Annotated in this window: 16 protein-coding genes and 1 pseudogene; 7 read left to right on the forward strand and 10 right to left on the reverse strand. The window is 59.3% G+C overall.

The genetic code is table 11. The features are described from left to right. The 4 genes and pseudogenes from Q1A51_RS00005 to Q1A51_RS00020 all read right to left on the reverse strand — a co-directional run. Positions 1 to 76 (reverse strand): annotated as a pseudogene (locus tag Q1A51_RS00005) (sulfopyruvate decarboxylase subunit alpha); the annotation flags it as partial. A 19-nt stretch (positions 77 to 95) separates the two neighbouring features. Then, positions 96 to 1,070, reverse strand: a complete 975-nt coding sequence (locus Q1A51_RS00010; protein ID WP_299605485.1) for an alcohol dehydrogenase catalytic domain-containing protein — start codon at positions 1,068 to 1,070, stop codon at positions 96 to 98. A gap of 58 nt (positions 1,071 to 1,128) precedes the next feature. After that, the gene (gene hisD / locus Q1A51_RS00015) at positions 1,129 to 2,436 is read right to left on the reverse strand and encodes a histidinol dehydrogenase (protein ID WP_299605487.1); all 1,308 of its coding nucleotides are present in this window, start codon (positions 2,434 to 2,436) and stop codon (positions 1,129 to 1,131) included. A 238-nt stretch (positions 2,437 to 2,674) separates the two neighbouring features. Then, positions 2,675 to 4,900: an NADP-dependent isocitrate dehydrogenase gene (locus tag Q1A51_RS00020; protein ID WP_299605489.1), complete on the reverse strand. Its 2,226-nt coding sequence runs from the start codon at positions 4,898 to 4,900 to the stop codon at positions 2,675 to 2,677. 350 nt (positions 4,901 to 5,250) lie between these two features. Between Q1A51_RS00020 and Q1A51_RS00025 the strand changes: the two genes are divergently transcribed. Beyond that, entirely contained in the window at positions 5,251 to 5,634 is a 384-nt protein-coding gene (locus Q1A51_RS00025; RefSeq protein ID WP_299605491.1) for a hypothetical protein, read from the forward strand. Between the two features lie 110 nt (positions 5,635 to 5,744). Beyond that, entirely contained in the window at positions 5,745 to 6,182 is a 438-nt protein-coding gene (locus Q1A51_RS00030) for an ion channel (protein WP_299196390.1), read from the forward strand. A gap of 62 nt (positions 6,183 to 6,244) precedes the next feature. Here the strand turns inward: Q1A51_RS00030 and Q1A51_RS00035 are convergent, their stop codons facing one another. From Q1A51_RS00035 to Q1A51_RS00055, 5 genes are read right to left on the reverse strand one after another with little or no spacing between them, the layout of a single operon-like run. Then, entirely contained in the window at positions 6,245 to 6,799 is a 555-nt protein-coding gene (locus Q1A51_RS00035; protein ID WP_299605494.1) for a pyridoxamine 5'-phosphate oxidase family protein, read from the reverse strand. Continuing rightward, positions 6,792 to 7,832: a lipocalin-like domain-containing protein gene (locus tag Q1A51_RS00040; protein ID WP_299605496.1), complete on the reverse strand. Its 1,041-nt coding sequence runs from the start codon at positions 7,830 to 7,832 to the stop codon at positions 6,792 to 6,794. Before Q1A51_RS00040 ends, Q1A51_RS00035 begins: the two co-directional genes overlap by 8 nt. Next, a complete protein-coding gene (locus tag Q1A51_RS00045) occupies positions 7,822 to 10,200 on the reverse strand; it encodes an FtsX-like permease family protein (RefSeq protein WP_299605499.1) in 2,379 nt (792 codons plus the stop codon). Before Q1A51_RS00045 ends, Q1A51_RS00040 begins: the two co-directional genes overlap by 11 nt. Then, complete coding sequence (locus tag Q1A51_RS00050; RefSeq protein ID WP_299605502.1) at positions 10,197 to 10,868, reverse strand: ABC transporter ATP-binding protein; 672 nt, start codon at positions 10,866 to 10,868, stop codon at positions 10,197 to 10,199. Before Q1A51_RS00050 ends, Q1A51_RS00045 begins: the two co-directional genes overlap by 4 nt. After that, the gene (locus tag Q1A51_RS00055; RefSeq protein WP_299605504.1) at positions 10,865 to 12,196 is read right to left on the reverse strand and encodes an AarF/ABC1/UbiB kinase family protein; all 1,332 of its coding nucleotides are present in this window, start codon (positions 12,194 to 12,196) and stop codon (positions 10,865 to 10,867) included. The genes Q1A51_RS00050 and Q1A51_RS00055 overlap by 4 nt, the downstream gene beginning before the upstream one ends. A gap of 688 nt (positions 12,197 to 12,884) precedes the next feature. Between Q1A51_RS00055 and Q1A51_RS00060 the strand changes: the two genes are divergently transcribed. Then, entirely contained in the window at positions 12,885 to 13,769 is an 885-nt protein-coding gene (locus Q1A51_RS00060; protein ID WP_299605506.1) for a bifunctional 5,10-methylenetetrahydrofolate dehydrogenase/5,10-methenyltetrahydrofolate cyclohydrolase, read from the forward strand. 1 nt (position 13,770) lies between these two features. Beyond that, entirely contained in the window at positions 13,771 to 14,799 is a 1,029-nt protein-coding gene (locus Q1A51_RS00065) for a helix-turn-helix domain-containing protein (protein ID WP_299605508.1), read from the forward strand. Here Q1A51_RS00065 and Q1A51_RS00070 read toward each other — a convergent pair. After that, complete coding sequence (locus tag Q1A51_RS00070; protein ID WP_299605510.1) at positions 14,784 to 15,623, reverse strand: DMT family transporter; 840 nt, start codon at positions 15,621 to 15,623, stop codon at positions 14,784 to 14,786. The genes Q1A51_RS00065 and Q1A51_RS00070 overlap by 16 nt on opposite strands. Positions 15,624 to 15,760: 137 nt before the next feature. Between Q1A51_RS00070 and Q1A51_RS00075 the strand changes: the two genes are divergently transcribed. The 3 genes from Q1A51_RS00075 to Q1A51_RS00085 are packed head-to-tail and all read left to right on the forward strand — an operon-like array spanning position 15,761 to position 18,902. Then, complete coding sequence (locus Q1A51_RS00075) at positions 15,761 to 18,130, forward strand: aminomethyltransferase family protein (protein ID WP_299605512.1); 2,370 nt, start codon at positions 15,761 to 15,763, stop codon at positions 18,128 to 18,130. Continuing rightward, entirely contained in the window at positions 18,127 to 18,504 is a 378-nt protein-coding gene (locus Q1A51_RS00080; protein WP_299605514.1) for a hypothetical protein, read from the forward strand. The genes Q1A51_RS00075 and Q1A51_RS00080 overlap by 4 nt, the downstream gene beginning before the upstream one ends. Further along, positions 18,501 to 18,902 (forward strand): hypothetical protein, encoded by a 402-nt coding sequence (locus tag Q1A51_RS00085; RefSeq protein ID WP_299605516.1) that lies wholly within the window; start codon positions 18,501 to 18,503, stop codon positions 18,900 to 18,902. Before Q1A51_RS00080 ends, Q1A51_RS00085 begins: the two co-directional genes overlap by 4 nt. Positions 18,903 to 18,929: the final 27 nt, after the last annotated feature.

The raw sequence follows: 18,929 nt of genomic DNA on the forward strand, positions 1-18,929 counted from the left end.
GTTTGCAGGGCACCGTCGTCACAAACGAAATGTCGTTCGCAACCAGATCATCGGTAATCTTCTTGTCTATGGTCATGAATATGCTGTCTCCGGCATCAGGGGTGGAGGATGATCTTGGGCGCAGCAACCGCTCCGCTGCGCAAGTCGGCGAAAGCGCGGGCCCCGTCCGACAAAGGACGTTCTTCGGCCCAGTCCAGCGGACCCAAGCGCCCATCGAAAATTGCACTGCATGTGTCGCGGAAATCCTGCGGCGTATAGGTGTACGTGCCGATGAATGTGATTTCCTGCAGTGTCATGCGCCGAATATCGAGACCGCCGGTGTCTTCGCCAAGCCCGATATGAACGATCACGCCGCCAGGTTCCGTGAGTGATGAGGCTGAAGCCCGTGTGGCGGCGTATCCGACGGCATCTACAGTCAATCCGTAGCTGCCTGTCCCCGCGGGGACACATGAAATGTCACATTTCTTGTCAAGAAAGCTGCGCCTTGCCTCATTCGGCTCGGCGATGGTGACATTGGACAGGCCTTGCGCTTTCAATGCCAAGGCTGCGGCAAGACCAATTGCGCCGCCGCCCAATACAAGCGCAGAGCGGCTGGCCGCTGGATCCAATGCTACCAACCCAAGACGAACGGCATGCCAGCTGACCGCAAGCGGTTCCGCCAAAGCAGTCTTGTCCAGAGACACGTCGTCTGGCACGTCAACCAGATTTGCGGGGCGCATCGCCACAAATTCAGCAAAGGCACCTTCGCGCGGCGGCATCGAGATGATCTTGCGGTCCGCGCAGAGATTGTCACGGCCAGAGGTACAAGCGGCACAGATCCCGCAGCCCACCAGCGGGTTGATCGTGACCCTTGTGCCGTCGCGGTCCCCACCTACGATCACACCAGCCGCCTCATGCCCAAGGATCAGTGGCGCGGGTCGTCGGTCATCATGTCCCAAGTAAGCATGCATGTCTGATCCACAGATGCCCGATGCCACCACGCGCACAAGTTCCTGCTCGGGGTCCGGCACTGCATCCGGCACATCGCGAAATGTCAGAGTTTCGACGCCATCATAAACAAGTGCTTTCATTTGCCGGCTCCTCTCCACCGCCACCGCATCAGCAACAGCCTTGCCAATGCCAACCGGCTCAGCCCTCGGCACTCAGATCAAAGTTCTCACCCGGGAAATACTTGGCCAGACGCACGTCCGCCGCGCGGGCGTGCCCCTCCATCCCCTCAAGGCGCGAGATACGAGCTGTCGCTTCTGCCACCGGTTTCGACCCTTCACGGGTCGCACGCTGCCATGTCACGATCTTCATGTATTTGTGTACGGACAGGCCGCCTGTGTAGTTTGCCGCCCCAGATGTCGGCAACACGTGGTTTGTACCAGATGCCTTGTCGCCATACGAAACGGTTGTCTCTTCCCCAAGGAACAGCGAACCGTAACATGTCAGCCGTTCCAACCACCAATCCAGGTCTTCCGCCTGGACCGTAAGGTGCTCTGGCGCGTAATCATCCGAACAGGCGGCCATCTCTTCACGGTCGGCACACAAGATGACCTCGGCATAGTCGCGCCAGGCCGCGGTCGCGTTCTCGCGATTTACGTCCGGCAGATCATCGATCAACTGGGGCACCATTTCCATCACACGCTCAGCCAAATCACGGTTATCCGTGACCAGCCAAACGGGTGAGTTATAGCCGTGCTCGGCCTGGCTCACGAGGTCGGTCGCAACGATATGCGCGTCGGCCTTTCCATCGGCTAGGATCAGGCTGTCAGTCGGGCCCGCAATCATATCAATGCCCACGCGACCAAAGAGAATACGCTTGGCTTCGGCCACAAACTGATTGCCGGGACCGACAAGAATGTTCGCCTTCGGCAAGCCAAACAGGCCAAATGTCATGGCCGCGACGCCCTGTACGCCGCCCATGGCCATGATCTTGTCCGCGCCGCAGATATGCGCGGCATAGACAATGGCCGGCGCGACACCGACACCCGGACGCGGCGGCGAACACGCGGTGATGTGTTTACAACCAGCAACCTTGGCCGTTGTGACCGTCATGATGGCGCTGGCAATATGACTGTATCGACCGCCCGGCACATAACAACCGGCCGCATCGACGGGGATCGCCTTCTGCCCGGCGATCAGGCCCGGCACAACCTCAAGCTCAACATTCGCTACCGTTGCTTTCTGTGTCTCTGCAAACCGGCGCACATTGTCATGGGCAAACCGAATATCCGCTTTCAGCTTGTCAGGTACTTGGGCGACAGCCGCTTCGATCTCGTCAGCAGTCAAAAGCACGTTGCCTTCATACTTGTCGAACTTGGCCGCATACTCCAATGCCTTGGCATCACCGCCAGTTTCGATATCGGCCAAAATATCGCTCACAATCTGGTTGACGTCAGACGCCCCTGATGTTGCGGTCAGCGTTGCTTTCTTGAGGTATTCACGTGCCATCGGATGCCTTGGTTCACTTTGCAGTCCGGCGCACGCTAGGGGGTTGTTGTCAGGCGACGCAAGGTCAGCTGAGACGGGAGACGTGACATTCACGAACAAGCCGCCCCACTTTTGACTATCCGAAAGATATGATAGCCAATTGTCTCAATTTTGGCGCTTCACGTTGGCATAGCATTCACAACCTGAATACTGCGAAGTGAGCGCGCCGCCGGGAAAAGCGCCCGGCGACGCGAGATTCCTAGCTGTCGATCAGGGCATTCAAGGTCCCGGATGGGCGCATAGTGCCCGCCACCTTGGCTTCGTCGGTGTTGTAGTAGCCACCCAAGTCGACCGCCGCACCGCGACCGGCCATGAGTTCCGCTGAAATCGTGTCCACATTGCGACCAAGCGATGCGGCAAGATCGGCAAAAGATGCGGCCAGATCCGCGTCATCGCTTTGTGCCGCCAACGCTTCGGCCCAGTAGAGCGCAAAAAAGAAGTGGCTGTCACGGTTGTCCGGCTGACCGACCTTGCGGCCCGGGGATTTGCCCTCGCCCAAAAGCTTGATGATCGCAGCATCCGCGGCATCACCCATGACGGACGCCTTCGTATTGCCGTGTGCATCACCAAAGAAGCGCAGGCTTTCTGCAATGGCGCAGAACTCACCCAAGCTGTCCCAGCGCAGGTGGTTTTCCTCGACCAGCTGTTGCACGTGCTTCGGGGCGGACCCACCTGCCCCGGTTTCGAACATGCCGCCACCGTTCATCAGCTTTACGACCGACAGCATTTTGGCTGATGTTCCCACCTCAAGTATCGGGAACAGATCGGTCAGATAGTCACGCAACACATTGCCTGTAATGGCGATGCAATTGTCACCCGCAGTGATGACCTTGAGCGCGTGGCGCGTGGCGGCCGCTGGGTCCATGATCTGGAACGCATCTAACTTGCCCTTTTCGGCCAGGATCGGTGTGATCATCTTGATCAGTTCAGCGTCATGGCCGCGCGTGGAATCCAACCAGAAGACCGAGGCATAACCCGTTGTGGCTTCTCGTGAAATCGCCAGATCAACCCAGTTCACAACCGCTTCTTTTCGGGTCGACGCCATCCGCCATATGTCGCCAGCTTCCACGTCATGGCTGGTCAGCACGTCACCGTTGCCCGCGATCACCTTGACCGTGCCATTTGCAGGCATTTCGAAAGTGGTCGGGTGCGAGCCGTACTCCTCGGCCTTCTTGGCCATCAGGCCGATGTTCTGCACGGTCCCGGCCGTTGTTGGATCAAGCGCGCCATTGGCTTTGAAGAAATCAACCGTCTCGGCATAGACCGGCGCGTAAGAGCTGTCGGGGATAACACAGTTCGTGTCGCCCTCTTTCCCATCCGGGCCCCAGCCCTTGCCGCCAGCGCGCAGCACGGCCGGCATTGAAGCGTCGATGATCACGTCGGATGGGACATGCAGGTTGGTGATGCCCTTGTCAGAGTTCACCATGTACATTGGTGGGCGATCCGCCATGACCGCGTCAATCTCGGCCTTGATTTCAGCGCCGTTGGACATGCCCGCAATCACGTCCAGCATGGTGCCAAGACCGGAGTTAGGGTTCACACCGGCGGCTGCGAAATCGTCAGCGTATTTGTCAAAGACAGGCTTGAGGTAGGCGCGAACCGCGTGACCAAAGATGATCGGGTCCGACACCTTCATCATTGTTGCCTTCATGTGCAACGAGAACAGGGTACCGTCAGCTTTGGTGTCATCAATCGCTTTGCCAAGGAATGCCATCAACGCGTCGCGCGACATGTAAGTCGCATCGACGATTGTACCGGCATCCATGCTCAGGCCGTCCTTGAGCACCGTTACCGTGCCGTCCGCCGCAGTATGTTCGATTTTCAGCGCACCAGCCTGCGCATCGGTCAAGGTCACGGATTTCTCATTCGAGCGGAAATCGCCAGCGCCCATGGTCGATACCTTGGTCTTGCTGTCGGCGCTCCACGCGCCCATCGAATGCGGATTGTCCTTGGCATAGGCTTTGACAGCGGCAGGCGCACGGCGGTCCGAGTTGCCTTCGCGCAGCACCGGGTTCACGGCTGAGCCCTTGATCGCGTCGTAGCGAGCACGGATATCATTCTCTTCATCCGTGGACGGCGCTTCCGGATAGTCGGGGATGTCGAAGCCCTGACCTTGCAGTTCCTTGATCGCCGCTTGCAACTGCGGCACCGAGGCCGAAATATTTGGCAGTTTGATCACGTTTGCGTCCGGCGTGGTCACCAACTGACCGAGGGCCGCCAGATCATCACTTTGCGCCTGCGCGTCCGTCAGACGTTCGGGAAATGTTGCCAGGATACGGCCCGCGACAGAGATATCACGCGTTGACACGTCGATGCCTGCGGCAGACACGAATTTACGCACGATGGGCAGCAGCGATGCGGCCGCCAATTGTGGAGCTTCATCCGTGACGGTGTAAATGATGTCGGGAGCGGCGTCTTGGGACATAATGCAGTCTTTCGCTTGTTTCTCACACGAGGGGCGCATGGCATGACGTTCTGCACACCATTGTATGCCGTGCAGATAACGGGTCAGCGGCAAAGGCTCAATGCCAGTCACGCAAGCGCGACAATTGTATCCGTTTTCCCGCCTTTTCAGCACCGAGGATGCCATGGAAACTACCTCGAGCGCATCAGAAAAGCGCGAGACATTCGGTCTGTTGGATAGAAACTGAAATCATCTGCCGCGGAGTCGTTCCGGCCGCGAAAGACCCGACCGCTCGAGATTGAAAGAATCCGCCACAATTCTTTATATTATGCACAGTTGACGCGCAGCTTTTTGACCGCAATGCTCAATACATGAGCAGAATAAAAACGATGTGCGCAGCGTTCGTCGTTATGGCAACCGGGATCACACAGGCCGCAGCCAACAACGACATCGCCTTTTCCTTCGCCGAATGCGCTGGCCGTTTCTCGGCTGAAATGGAGCATGCATGGCTTCTGAATGATCCTGTGGCGCAAGTGTACGAGCAAGACCGGGCTTCTTTTGTCAGTTTGACCGACGCATCACTGGCCCCCGGACAGGGCCGAGCAATCCTCGGTCACAGGGTAGAAGTCAAACTTGCCCACGCAGCGCTCTTGCAGCAAGCCAGCTTTGGAACACGCGCCGACCGCGCCAAGACCGCGCGCCATGTCGCCAACACTCATCTGGCAACATGTCGAACCCTGCTGCTTGGCAGCTGACCTAGGCATATAGCTGCGGCGTGGAAAGCCACCTGTTTACAGGGTCTTGAGCCTTCGGATATCGCGTTGCACAGTACAGGATCAAACTGTGACCTTCCGAAAGGCCGCCAATGACTGCTGCGTCCCAAATCCTGCTTGGCAGCGCGCTTTTGACGATTTGCGCCCTGATCCATGTCGGAGCCGTTGCGATGCTTGTCCCGTTTCTGGCGCGTGCCGCCGATCGTTTGGAAGAAACCGGATCACGCTTGCGGACACTGATCATAACTGGGCTCAACGTGCTCATTCTGCTGGTCGCGCATACAGTTCAGGTCTGGGCATGGGCATTAGCGTTCTTCGCCATGCGGGCATTTGATGATTTTCCGACCAGTTTCTACTTCGCGACCGCGACATATACGACATTGGGATACGGTGATCTGCTATTGGGTTCGGGTTTGCGCATCTTCGGGACATTCGCTGCCATTACCGGCCTTTTGACTTTTGGCATCAGCACTGCGTTGCTGATGGGGGTTATCGTCAGGCTATTGCCGTCCCTGGACGACGACGAGTAGACAACTCACCGGTCTCGCGACTTTTGGTCGGGACGCTTCGCGCAGGCAGGCGACGGTTCGCCTTATGGTGCCAACCAAGAGCCCCGCCAACCATCTTCCCGGACATATGCGGCGCGGCGGTGTTTCTCGCCCAGATGCACGAGATCAATATGGTCAATCGTGCATCGCAATACGGCAAAACGCTCACGGACCGGCGGCTTGTCATAGGCAAACACATCCTCGATCGGTGTGCCGGGATCGGGTGCCGTCCCATAGGACACCCGCGATGCAACGGGAACCCTGTCCCATTCCCGCTCGACAAAGGCTCCCGTCAGGATTTCAACGGTCGTGGTCAAACGAATTTGCAGGCGCGATCGGGGCAGCCACATGTGAAGAGCTGCCTTTGGACATTGGCGCAACGCCTCTATCTTGGCCGTCACGATATCGGTGTGTATCTCGACCACCGCGTCAGGTTCGTTGGCACGGCGTAACGCGACCGTGCGTGCCTCGGGCACGCCGGACGGCGACACGGTGGCAAAGGTCGGATACCGTGCCGGTGATCTGCCATCAGCAACGCCCCGACGCATGTGCCGCCATGCCGTGCCAAGGAAAGCGGTCAAATCGCCCGGGTCACTCATATCCCGTCATCTCCAGATATCCGACGCCATCGTGGCTGCCAGTGATATGCACGGGCCCTTCCCAATATGGAATGGCCAAGGGCATCCATGCCTCAGTATTCAATGCCTCTACAGAAACATCGACGCCCCTGTCGGGCAGGCGGACACGCCACGTCGTCGGCACGTTACGTTCGGCAACAGCACTTTGCGTGACAGGCTCAGCCGTAAATGCACCATCCGGGTACGCGGTCGTACCACCATCCGGATCGATCCATGTGGATGCGCTGTAAAACGTCCCATCGCGTTGGCGCAGTTGAAAGCCCATCAACTTCTCACCGCTCTCAAAAGACAAGGAAAACCAGTCCCACCCCGATTGCGTTTCTGACAAAGGTTGCGACGACCATTCCCGATCGAGCCATGCGCTGCCTGTAACTTGAACAGGTCCCCCCGGCAGAACCAGGATGCCAGTAATGCTATAGAACGGCTGCGAATAGTAGTAACTGGCCTGTCCATCGGCCGATTTTACCGAATACCCGTCTTGCCCTTGAAAAACCAACGGCCCGTCGGCCTGCAACGCCATGTCGTAGCCAAAGTCAGGACCTTGAGCGCTAAGCGAAAGCGTATCCAGATCTGGGCCTTCCATAGTCCATTCATCAATCCACGCGCGAAATGGATCAGCCTGCACACCAGCCTGCCCGATCCCGCCGCGTGCAAAGCGTTCCGTTGCGAAATGCGCGTCGGGTGTTGTGACGGCAGCGTGGGCAAACCACACCTGTGGCGATCTCCAACCCTCGCTCTCACCTGGTGCAAGAGCCGACCGGAACAATGTCCATTGAAGCCCGTATGGTGTGCCATCCGCAGCCTTCAGGTTGGCCGTCAGATACCACCATTCAATCCTGTAATCCGGATGCGGGCCGTGATCGGCGGGAAAGTCAAACTGCCGACCTGGCTGTGGCACGGCGAAACCATCGGCATCGGATCCCAACCCCGCAAAACCCTGCGCCAGCGCCGCAATTGGCCAGAGCAAACAGAAAATCACTGCTCTAACGTTCATTGGCAAACACCTTGAGCAACGTATTTGGCGGTGTTCGCGCCAGCCGCAATGCGGGCCACGCAGCCGCCGCTAGAGCTGCGAGTATGGCGTAGAGACCCAGACGCGCATAATCACCGGGGAACAGGAACATAGGCAAGCGCCATCCAAACGCTTCGACATTAATGACTGCCAGCAATACCCATGCCAGCCCAAGGCCGACAGGCAACGCGAAGAGACATACCAGCCCAGCACAGACAACGGCGCGCATCAATTCAAGTTGTCCAATCTTGCGCCGTGTCAGTCCAAGCGCCCAGACAGGGGCCAATTGCGGGATCCGTAGATCGGCCAATGTCAGCAAACTCATCAGCATGGCAAAGCCAGCGACCGCCAGGGTCAGTACATTCAACGCTGCCGTCACTGTAAAGGTGCGGTCGAAGACCTGCAGTGAAAAGGCCTTGATCGCCGACTGATCCGTAACTGCGTTGTCGGCAATGCCCAAGTCGTCCATTAGAACACCCCGGAGCTGCTGCGGGTCTTGCGTGCGCAAGCCAAATTGGCGGGGTGTAATGTCCGGATGTAGATGGCGGAACAGGGTTTCAGCTACGACAACCTGCCCTTTCGGATTGCCATAATCGGCCACCACCGCGGCAATGGGCAATGACTGTCCCGGCGCAATGTCGATCTGATCCCCGACCCATAGATCCGCACGCCGCGCAAGCTGCTCGTTGGCGACTGCCGCCTCCCCGGCCTCAACCTGATCCCAGGCGTCTGGTAGGGCATCCAGAAACACCCAATTGTCCCGGTATGTTGGGCCAACACGCACACCAAAAAGGCGGGCTGGAAGCCGCTCGACCTGTGCATCCACTGCAAGTAGTGGAAGGACCGTGACCCCCTGCCCGGCCATCGCCGTCTCGATCGTTGCGGCTTGCGCTGCATCCGTGGCTTCAACATACAATTCCGATGCGAGCCTCTGATCAAGAAAGTCCACAAATGTCTGCCTGAAGCTGGACACCATGGTTGCCACGCCAATATTGGCCGACAGCGCAAGCAAGAGCGCCATCAAGGCAAGACTAAGACCCGGCAATTGCTGCCGCGTGTCCGCCCAAAACCAGCGATTTGCCGGGGTTCTCGCAAGGTTTTCCGCGTACCTGAGCAACGGATGGACAACCACCGGCAAAGCCAACGCTGCGCCAATCAGGAAAAACCCCAAGAGCGCAAATCCGGCCAACAAGCCCGACCCGCCCCAGAGAAGCCCAGCCGCACAAAGCAGCAAGGCAGCTGCAACAGCTGCTTGTACACGCTGCATACGTCCAGAAGTCATGGCCCATGCGCGGGGTCGCGCGCTCGCCAGCAGGGGCATGCGCGCGATTTGCCACAGCCGCCCACCAGCGGCAGCAAAAGCCCCAAGCACCGCAATGGCAAGACCCGAAGCCCACCAAGACGCACGGAATTGAAGCGTTCCAGCGACCTCAGTGCCATACAACCCCCGCAAGGTCACAGCCACGTCTGGCAGCAAGATGGCCGCGATCACATAGCCCAGAACAATACCCAAACCTGCGCCAACAAGTGCCAGCAACAGAAGCTCGATCAGCATCAAACTGACGAGGCGTCGCAAAGGCACACCCAGCGCACGCAAGGTGCGCACCAGCCCCCGGCGCTGCTCAAAGGCAAGGCCGATCGTACTGTACACGATGAAGAGGCCCACGGCGAAGCTGAGCAAACCAAAAGCGGTCAGGTTCAGGTGAAAGCTGTCAGTCAGCTCTCCCATATCAGCGGTTTGGTTCGCTCCTTGCAGGCGCAGCCCCGGTGCGACGTCATCAAGGTCGGGCCTTGCCATCGATTGCACAGGTTGCAGCAGAAGGCGCGACAGATCATCACGACCAAGCAATCGTTGAACGACACCGATGTCACCCACCGCGATGCCAGGCGCGATGGCGGGATCAATGACTAACTCGATTTCAGTCTGCAGTCGTGCCGCAGTGGTTGCATTTGCATAGATTTGCCCGGGATCCAGAAAGGCCGTCAGATCACTGGTCTGGGCCACCTGCCCGACGCCAAAACCCGCAGGCGAAGAAAGAGGGTCAAAACCAAGCAGGCGAACGCCTTCGAACCGTCCGTCAAGCACGGGCGAAACCAGCCATCCTGCTCGGCGCAGTTCCACGAAGTCCTGCTGCCCAATACTGTCACCCGTTTTTGGCACGACCTGATCGAACTGACCCTCACCCAGCGTTGCAGCGGCAGCATCATAGCTGGCGCGTGCCTCTGCATTGATGGCCTGCACGCCAGACCAAAGCGCCGTTGCCAACGCAAGGCCCGCCAAAAAGGCAAACAGCTGCATAGGGTTTCGCCGCCAGTGCGACAGCAATGCAGCCATGCAGGCGCGTGTCATGCGAGATGTCCCTGGCTTAGATGCAAGCGTCGATCCATCCGTGCCGCAATGGCCGGTGAATGGGTGACCAAAAGCAGCGCCGCCCCTGTATCCTCAACAAGATGAAGCAATTGGTCCAAGACTTCGGCCGCCGTGCCCTCGTCCAGGTTTCCTGTGGGTTCGTCAGCCAGCAGCACTTTGGGCCGAGCCGCGATCGCGCGCGCGATCGCCACGCGTTGCTGTTGACCTCCGGACAAGGCTTCGGGGTATTTTCGCATTTGATCTTTCAGGCCCAATCGCTGTGAAAGACGCTGGATCAGATCATTGTCTACCCGTCCGGACAGCCGCGCCTGGAACGTGATGTTGTCACCTACCGTCAATGACGGGATCAGATTGAACTGCTGAAATACGACGGCCACGTCTTTGCATCGAACCTCTGCGCGCGCACTGTCCGACATTGCCCCCAGATCATGGCCCGCGACACGCACAACGCCCTCATCTGCCGTTTCAAGCCCACCGGCAATGTGCAAAAGCGTGCTCTTACCGCTGCCAGATTCTCCGGTCAGGGCCAATGTCTCCCCCGCTTCCAGCGTCAGGTCGACACCGCGCAGAACCGGTACAGGTGCTCCACCATTGGCGAATGACTTCTTAACACCGCTAAACTGTAAAACCGGAGGCAAAGCCGTCATGTGTGATCCATGTGCTTAGCCATCAGATCAGCGACCGGGACGCGCGCACGCAACCGATTGGCCAACAAGAACATGCCCGCAACCTTGCGCTGAATATACAGCAAGTCCATTGGAACCGGCGGCGGTACAAAGCCGTCAATCGCCAGTGCCTCCCCTGCCTGTTGCAAACGCTGGGACAGTCCAGACGCGGCAATGTCCAAGAAAGGAGATGCACGTATCTCGTCGAAAACAATCATGATCATATCAAGGATGCATGCGCGAAACGGCTCATCCACCGTTTCAGGCACCAGTTCCATCGCCGCAACAATCTGTGCCACCTCGCCACGTGCCCCCGCACTCCCGGCCCGCATGAGCGCACGCATCTGTTCTGACAGCCTTGGCGGCACATTGCGAGTTGCACCGAAATCCAAAAGCACAATGCTCCCAGTGTCAGGGTCGTGGCGATAATTGGCAAAGTTCGGATCGGATTGCATGGCGCCAAACACAAACAGCTCGCGCAACATCAAATCACACAGGACATACATGACATGATCGCGCTGTTCCTGCGGCAGGTCGGCGACACTCTCGATCCCGTCTGACGGCACAAAGGTCATGACGAGGACCTTGCCCGTGGAAAGCGGGGCGTGCAGTTCTGGCAGAGTTAGGCTCGGGTCGTCCTTCAGCAACGCAGCAAAGCGTTCAAGATGTGCGGCTTCCGCGTGGTAGTCCGCCTCTTCCTTCAACTGCGAACGCGCCTCGTCCAAGTAAGGGTCGATAGCAAAGCCGTCGGGTAACAAGCCAGACAATCGGATCAATCGGCCGATATTTGCAACATCACTGTCTATGCTTCGCGCGATGCTGGGATACTGAACTTTGATGGCAAGATCGGTTCCATCCGGCAATTGTGCCCTATGAACCTGGCCAATCGATGCAGCAGCAATGGGCCGAACATCAAAACGTGCAAACCGCTTGCGCCAGCCTGCGCCCCATTCCGCGTCCAGCACATCGCGCAACTGCTGCGGCGGCATGAAATCCGCATCTGCGCGCAACCGGGCCATGATATCGGCCAGCTCAGGCGGCAGCACATCGCCGGTATCCATCGACATCAACTGCCCGACCTTCATCGCAGCGCCGCGCATACGTGCCAGCTCGTCCGCGATGCGGCGCATGTTTGTGGGTGTCAGCAGCAAATCGCGCGCAACAGGGCGACGGCCCTGCCCCAGTTGCAGCGCGCCACCGAAGGCCATGCGCCCGGCCACACCTGCAGCAAGCGATCCCATCCGCCCAAAACGCGAGATGCGCCCCGCAGGCACCGCCAGCGGGCGCGACAGGTGTGAGTGATCGGTCATGTGCTTTATAGTCCTTGCCTTCAAACCAACCTAAGTGACCCAGGAATGAAATCAATCGAACCACACACGATCCTTACTCAAGCAGAATATTGCGTTCGGCGACGACAGCGACACCTCGGCCAAAGCAACGCACATAGAAAGCTTGAGAGGAGTGGCGGACAGGAGGTCCGTCGGACTATTCTTTTATCACATTAACAATGTGTATTAATTTTAGAGAAGTGAAAATTTATGTCCTAAAATTTACCGCATGTTGTTGAATTCTCTTTCTCCTTCGAAACCGGATACCAACGGTTCGCTGTCTTACCGCAACAGCGCTTCAGCAGTTTTGAAACAACAAACCCAGCCTAGTGAATAGCGCCAAAAGTAGGATTTGTTCCGGCCCAAAGCCGACCTTGCCTGTGTTCAATCGCGCTGCGCCGCAGCGCCCCGACAACGGGCTTTGAATCAATACGCACTTTAGTCGAACAATGTGACGCGTACTGGGGCGTCAAAGTCCGATACCGCAGGAGGCTCAGATGCAAGGAACTCTAAGGTCACCATTCAAGAAGTGTAACCAGTGGCGGCGGGATGGCCAGCGTCTAGGGTTTTACTCAACAGCCACCCACACCAACAGTAAAAAAAGTTGCACTAAGGGAAATAATCTGGAACGGTCGAACGTGTTAGCACAGCAAATGTCACCGGAGCCCCAGTGAAAGACAGCGCCCAGACCCATCATCACATCGACGGCCGCTCTGTCGCTGCCCGGATCCTGAACGCCTGCCGTACTTTCATCGAAGAGAACGGCCCCATTGGGCGGCTTGTCTCGGTCTCGATCGGTGACGTGCCGGAAATCGCGGTCTACGTGCGCAATCAGGAACGCGGCGCCGCCCGCGCCAACCTGCCCTTTGAAACCCAATTCTGGCACGGCGACATCACTCAGGACGAGGCCAAGGCGAAAATCCAGCGCATGAATGATGACGCCGAGGTGCTGGGGATCATTCTTCAGCGGCCTGTGCCTGATCACATCAACCTGCGCTCGCTGCAATCGGCGATCCACCCGCTTAAGGATGTCGAGGGGATGAACCCCGCGTCCATCGGCAACATCGTCTATTCCGACGTGGCACTTGCCCCCTGCACGGCAGCGGCCAGCGTCGAGTTGATCAAGGAAACGGGCCTTGACCTCAAAGGGCTGGAAGTGGTGATGATCGGCCACTCCGAAATTGTTGGCAAACCTGCTGCCATGATGCTGATGGCCGAAGGGGCCACCGTCACCGTCTGCCACCACCTGACCCGGTCGGTTGCCATGCACTCGCGCCGAGCCGACGTGGTGGTCGTGGCGGTCGGCATTCCGCACTTTCTGGGTCCCGACATGATCAAGCCGGGTGCTGCGGTGATCGACATCGGGATCAACCAGATCGACGGGCCAGACGGCACACCCAAAATCGTGGGCGACGTCGACACGGACGCGGTCGGAGACATCGCAGGCTGGATCACCCCGGTACCGGGGGGCGTTGGGCCGGTCACGGTGGCAATTCTGATGCGCAACGCAACCGTGGCGCACCAGCGTCAGGTCGCAGCAGGATGGATGGATTGAGATGGGCAAACCCGACAACCGCTTCGACGTCGCCGCCGCGATAGACATCCAGGTGCGATCGCGGGTGATCGAAATCCACGTGGCCAAGGGGTTCAGTGGGCTGGAACTGACATCAATCACCCACGTGCTGGCCACTGCCAACACGCTTTTGGAACGCGATCTGTTCTCCTGGCGCTACAGCACCGACACACCCGGCATCATCGCGGGTGATCAGGGCGCCCTTGTGCGGGCCGAACCGGCCATTGGCGACCACCGGCTTGCCGACATGATGGTTGTGGTCGGCGGCAAGGGGGCCGCAGCAGGCAAATGGCTGGCGCGGGCACGCGCGATGCAGCGCAAGGCGCGCACCGTGGTGGTGCTGTCCGACGCCGCCACGGCCTATATTCAGGCGACCAAGGCCCCCAGTGGGCGCGTTACCACCCACTGGCGCGACATCACGAACCTTGTCGAAACGGGCTACCATCCCAAGCTCACCACGCATCTCAGTGAAAACTCCGATGGCATCATCACCGCCGCAGGTGCAGGGGCGACGCTTGAGTTGATGGTGGGCCTGGTGGCGCCCTACCTGACCAGCCCGCAGGTGGCCGAGCTTGGCAATCACCTGCTGCTGCAAACCCTCCGCAAAAGCGACGCGGAGCAACCCAAGGGCATGGCGGACAACGAAGGCATGTTTGACGCCCGCCTGACCAAGGTCATCCGCCTGATGGAAGACACGGTGAACGACCCCCTGTCCATGGATGAAATCACGGCGCGGGTTGGTGTCTCGACCCGGCATCTGGAGCGGGTGTTCCGCACCACGTTTAACGACACGCCCGCGCGTTTCTATAAACGCCTGCGGGTGAAACGTGCGCGCACCATGATCGAAGAGTCCCTGCTGCCCATGATAGACATCGCTATTGCCTGCGGTTTTGCCTCCTGCACAACCATGGCCAAGGCGGTCAAAGGGGAATACGGTGTGACGCCGTCCAAAATGCGGTCACGCAAAAGCATCCAGCTTTTGACCTATGAGGGTCGTCAGACCGCCAGATAGCCAATCCCCATGAATACAACCGCGATCCCGAGCCATTGGATACGGGCCACCGCCTCGCGCAGGAATACGGCAGCCAGAATGATGGTCAGCACGCCAAAGGTTGACGCCGCCACAGATGCAAAGGCGGGATAGGCAAAACTGCCCGCCAGCATCACAGCACCAATGGCCGTAGCGTCCAGCACGCCCATGATCGCCAGCACCGACAACGCCGACTTGGCCGGTATGACCGGTTGCCGCAGGATCAGCGCAGCCACTCCAACAACGCAGACCGCAGCCACGCGCGCGACCGCGATGGCTGTCATCTCCGACCCGCCGTCGACGGACAGTTGTCCAACGGCAAAGGACACTGCGAACCCGATGGCCGCCAACGCAGACCACAGGATGGCTGCAGGCTGCGCACCAGCACCTGTATCATCCTTTGACGTGGCGGCAACGAACCCGCAGCCTGTGACCACAATCAGCACCGCAACCCATTGAAAGGCCGTCACGGTCTGTCCATTCATCACGGCCCAGCCCACAGACAGGATGGGAAAGCTCGCGACAATCGGAGCCACGACCCGCACCGGCCCAATCGCCAGCGCCTTATAGAATGCGGCCCCCGTGAGGCCAAAGATCACACCTGACAGAACAGCATAGACGGCAGCATCCGTTGCAAGCCCGCCTGCGCCAAGCGCGCCTGCCAATATGGTTGTGGCGATACATCCGCTCACCAGCACCGGAAACAGGGACTGGAAAACACCCACCCGCTGCGAGATGTAGCGCACAAGCGTATCGTGCACGCCCCAGCAAAACGCCGCGATCAGGCCGAGCGTCAACGCACCCATTGGCGGCCCATCAAACCCTGATATATTTTTCTCACCTAGCACTGCCCCATTGCTTGCGGCATGGCAGCCGCTTCGTTATTCTCACAGTTAAACATTTATTCCGCTAGTGCAAAAATCAGGCGGTATGGGAGGCGACGATGCTTGACGATCCTTATCCCAAGGTGAAGCCCGGTCCGCCGCGTCCCAGCCAGATCATTCAGCCTGCCCAGTTCTCTCTGCCGCCCGGCACCGAACGCTATGTCGTGCAGGGCGGTGGGGCCATACTGATCCCGGTCGAAGCTGGCGATCAGGTGACCATCATCAACGACGAAGGTGGTCAGGTCTGCGAAGTGGTCTGCGCTGATGATCAAGGGCGTGTCGCCGACAGCCTGCTGGATCGCCCTGCGGACGCGCCTGCCAATGGTCTGCGGGCTTTGCTGACGGGCAGTGACCAATCCCTGCGCGGCTTGCGGATGGGCGTTGATGCGCGCCGCATCGACCTTGCCGCAGCGCGCGCAGTTCGGTTGTTTGACACGGGCACCCGCGCCAAGGCCGAAGAAGACATGCGCGTCACCCGCGACGGCACACTGATCATCGCGGCCCCTGGCAGTGCCATGGATCCCGAAGTGCAGGATACCGTCACGCCCCTGACCGTGATGATCCGGCGCGCCACGATCAAAAGCCATGTGAAGTTCGAATTGCCCGATCCGCTGGCCGACCCGGTGGCCGACATCCGTGTGCACAGCGCCACGGCCGAGGCGTTCTTTGTCAAAGCGGGCGACTACATCCAGATCATCGATGTGGATGGTCGCCAGTGCACCGACTTCGAATGTTTTTCGGCCCGCAAGCTCGACAAGGGGATCGAGCACGCTCTCGACGTGACGACGACCCGCACGCTGATGGGCCACGCCTACCCCATGCCCGGCCTGCACGCGAAATACTATGATCAGGAAATGCTGCCTTTGGTCGAAGTGGTGCAAGACACCTGCGGCCGCCACGATGCCTTCGCGCTGGCATGTTCGGCCAAGTACTATGACGACATCGGATACCCCGGTCACGTCAATTGCTCGGAAAACTTCAACACGGCCCTGTCCGCGTTCAACGTCACCGGCCGCCCCGGCTGGATGGCGATCAACTTCTTCTTCAACACATATCTCGACGAACACGGCGTCATGTACTCAGACGAGCCGTGGTCGCGCCCCGGCGACTACGTCCTGCTGCGTGCGCTGACGGACATCGTCTGCGTGTCCTCCGCTTGCCCCGATGACACCACCGCCGCCAACGGCTGGAACCCCACCGACATCCACGTGCGCACCTATAGCGGGCGCGAAACCTTCCAACGCAGCGTCGCCTACCGGCCCACCCCTGATGCGGACCCTAAAATGACCAAACAAACCGCCTTCCACGACAGCTTTGCCAAGCACACCCGCAACTTTGTCGAATACAATGGCTACTGGCTCGCCAACTGCTTTGCCGAAGCGGGCCCGATCGAGGAGTACTGGGCCTGCCGCCAAAAAGCGGTGATCATGGACCTGTCCCCGCTGCGCAAGTTCGAGATCACGGGGCCGGATGCCGAAGCGCTTTGCCAATATGTCTTCACCCGCAACATGAAAACGCTCGCCGTCGGCGGCGTCGTCTATACCGCGATGTGCTATGAACATGGTGGCATGATCGACGACGGCACCGTGTTCCGGCTGGGCAAGGACAACTTCCGCTGGATCGGCGGCAATGACTATGGCGGTGACTGGCTGCGCGAACAAGCTGACAAACTAGGTCTCAAGGTCCTCGTCCGCTCCTCCAGCGACCAACTCCACAACGTCGCCGTCCAAGGCCCAGAAAGCCGCGATCTTCTGCGCAAAATCGTCTGGACCGCGCCGCATAACCCCGAGTTCGACCAGCTGGGCTGGTTCCGCTTCACCCCCGCGCGCCTCAACAACGAATCCGGCACGCCTTTCGTCATTTCTCGCACCGGCTATACAGGCGAGCTGGGCTACGAAGTCATGTGCCACCCCAAACACGCCCCCGAAATCTTCGATGCGATCTGGAACGCGGGCCAGGACCACGGCCTGCGCCCCATGGGGCTGGAAGCGCTCGACATGGTGCGGATCGAGGCAGGGCTTATATTTGCAGGCTATGATTTCTCGGACCAGACCGACCCGTTTGAAGCAGGCATCGGTTTCACCGTCCCGCTCAAATCCAAACCCGACGACTTCATCGGGCGCGACGCCCTGATCCGGCGCAAGGAACATCCCAGCCGCAAGCTCGTCGGCCTCGACATCGACAGCAACGTGCAGGTCGATCACGGCGACTGCATCCATATCGGCCGTGCGCAAGTGGGCGAGGTCACATCGTCCATGCGTTCGCCGCTCCTCGACAAGAACATCGCACTCGCCCGCATCGACGTGGCCCACGCCCACATCGGCACCCAAGTCGAGGTCGGCAAACTCGACGGCCACCAGAAACGGCTGCCCGCGGAAGTCGTCCCCTTCGCTCATTACGACCCGAAAAAAGAGCGACCCCGCTCATGATCCGCCGCGTCTTCCTCATCGCGCTTCTCACCCTCGCGCTGCCCGCCCACGCACAGTCGGTGAAACTCAAGGCACACGAGATCGACGCGCTCCTGTCCGGCAACACCGCCATCGGCAAATGGGAGGGCACCCCCTACCGCCAGTATTTCGCCCCCGACGGCACCACGATCTACGCTCAGGACGGCGCCCGGTCAGCCCTTGGGCAATGGCGCATCGACGTTGAGAAAGACGAATACCAAAGCATCTGGCCCCGGGACGACGATTGGGAAGGATGGTTCGTCATGGAGTGGGACGGCGCGTTCTATTGGGTCAGCAAGACAACCCCACCCACCCCCTTCGAACTGGTCGAAGGCGAACGGCTGGTGGCCCCATGATCCGCGCCACTGGTCTTTTGTTGCTGTGCGCCAGCGCCACCCATGCGAACACGTATTGCGCGGATCTGACCGCACGCACAACCACCGAAATCGCGCTTCCCGATGGCACGCCGGGCACCTGCAGCACGTCACTGGATCTGTCCGGCGCGCAGGCAATCAACTGCCGCTGGCCCTTCGACTACCGCGCCGATGCCGCGACAGCGGCCTTTACCGCGCTACTGAGCGCAACCACTCAATGCCTCAACACCGATGGCGTCACTGATCAGGGCGTCAACCATCCCGACAGCTACGACCTGCGCATATTCCAAACAGAAGCGGCGCAGATCAGCGTGTCGATCAAGGACAAGGGCGCACTCCAGCAGACCTACGTATTTCTCCGCATCGCACCCAAGGATTGAACACGCGGCCTCACGTCGTTTTTACGC

The organism is uncultured Tateyamaria sp., from assembly GCF_947496075.1.
Taxonomy (GTDB): Bacteria; Pseudomonadota; Alphaproteobacteria; order Rhodobacterales; family Rhodobacteraceae; genus Tateyamaria.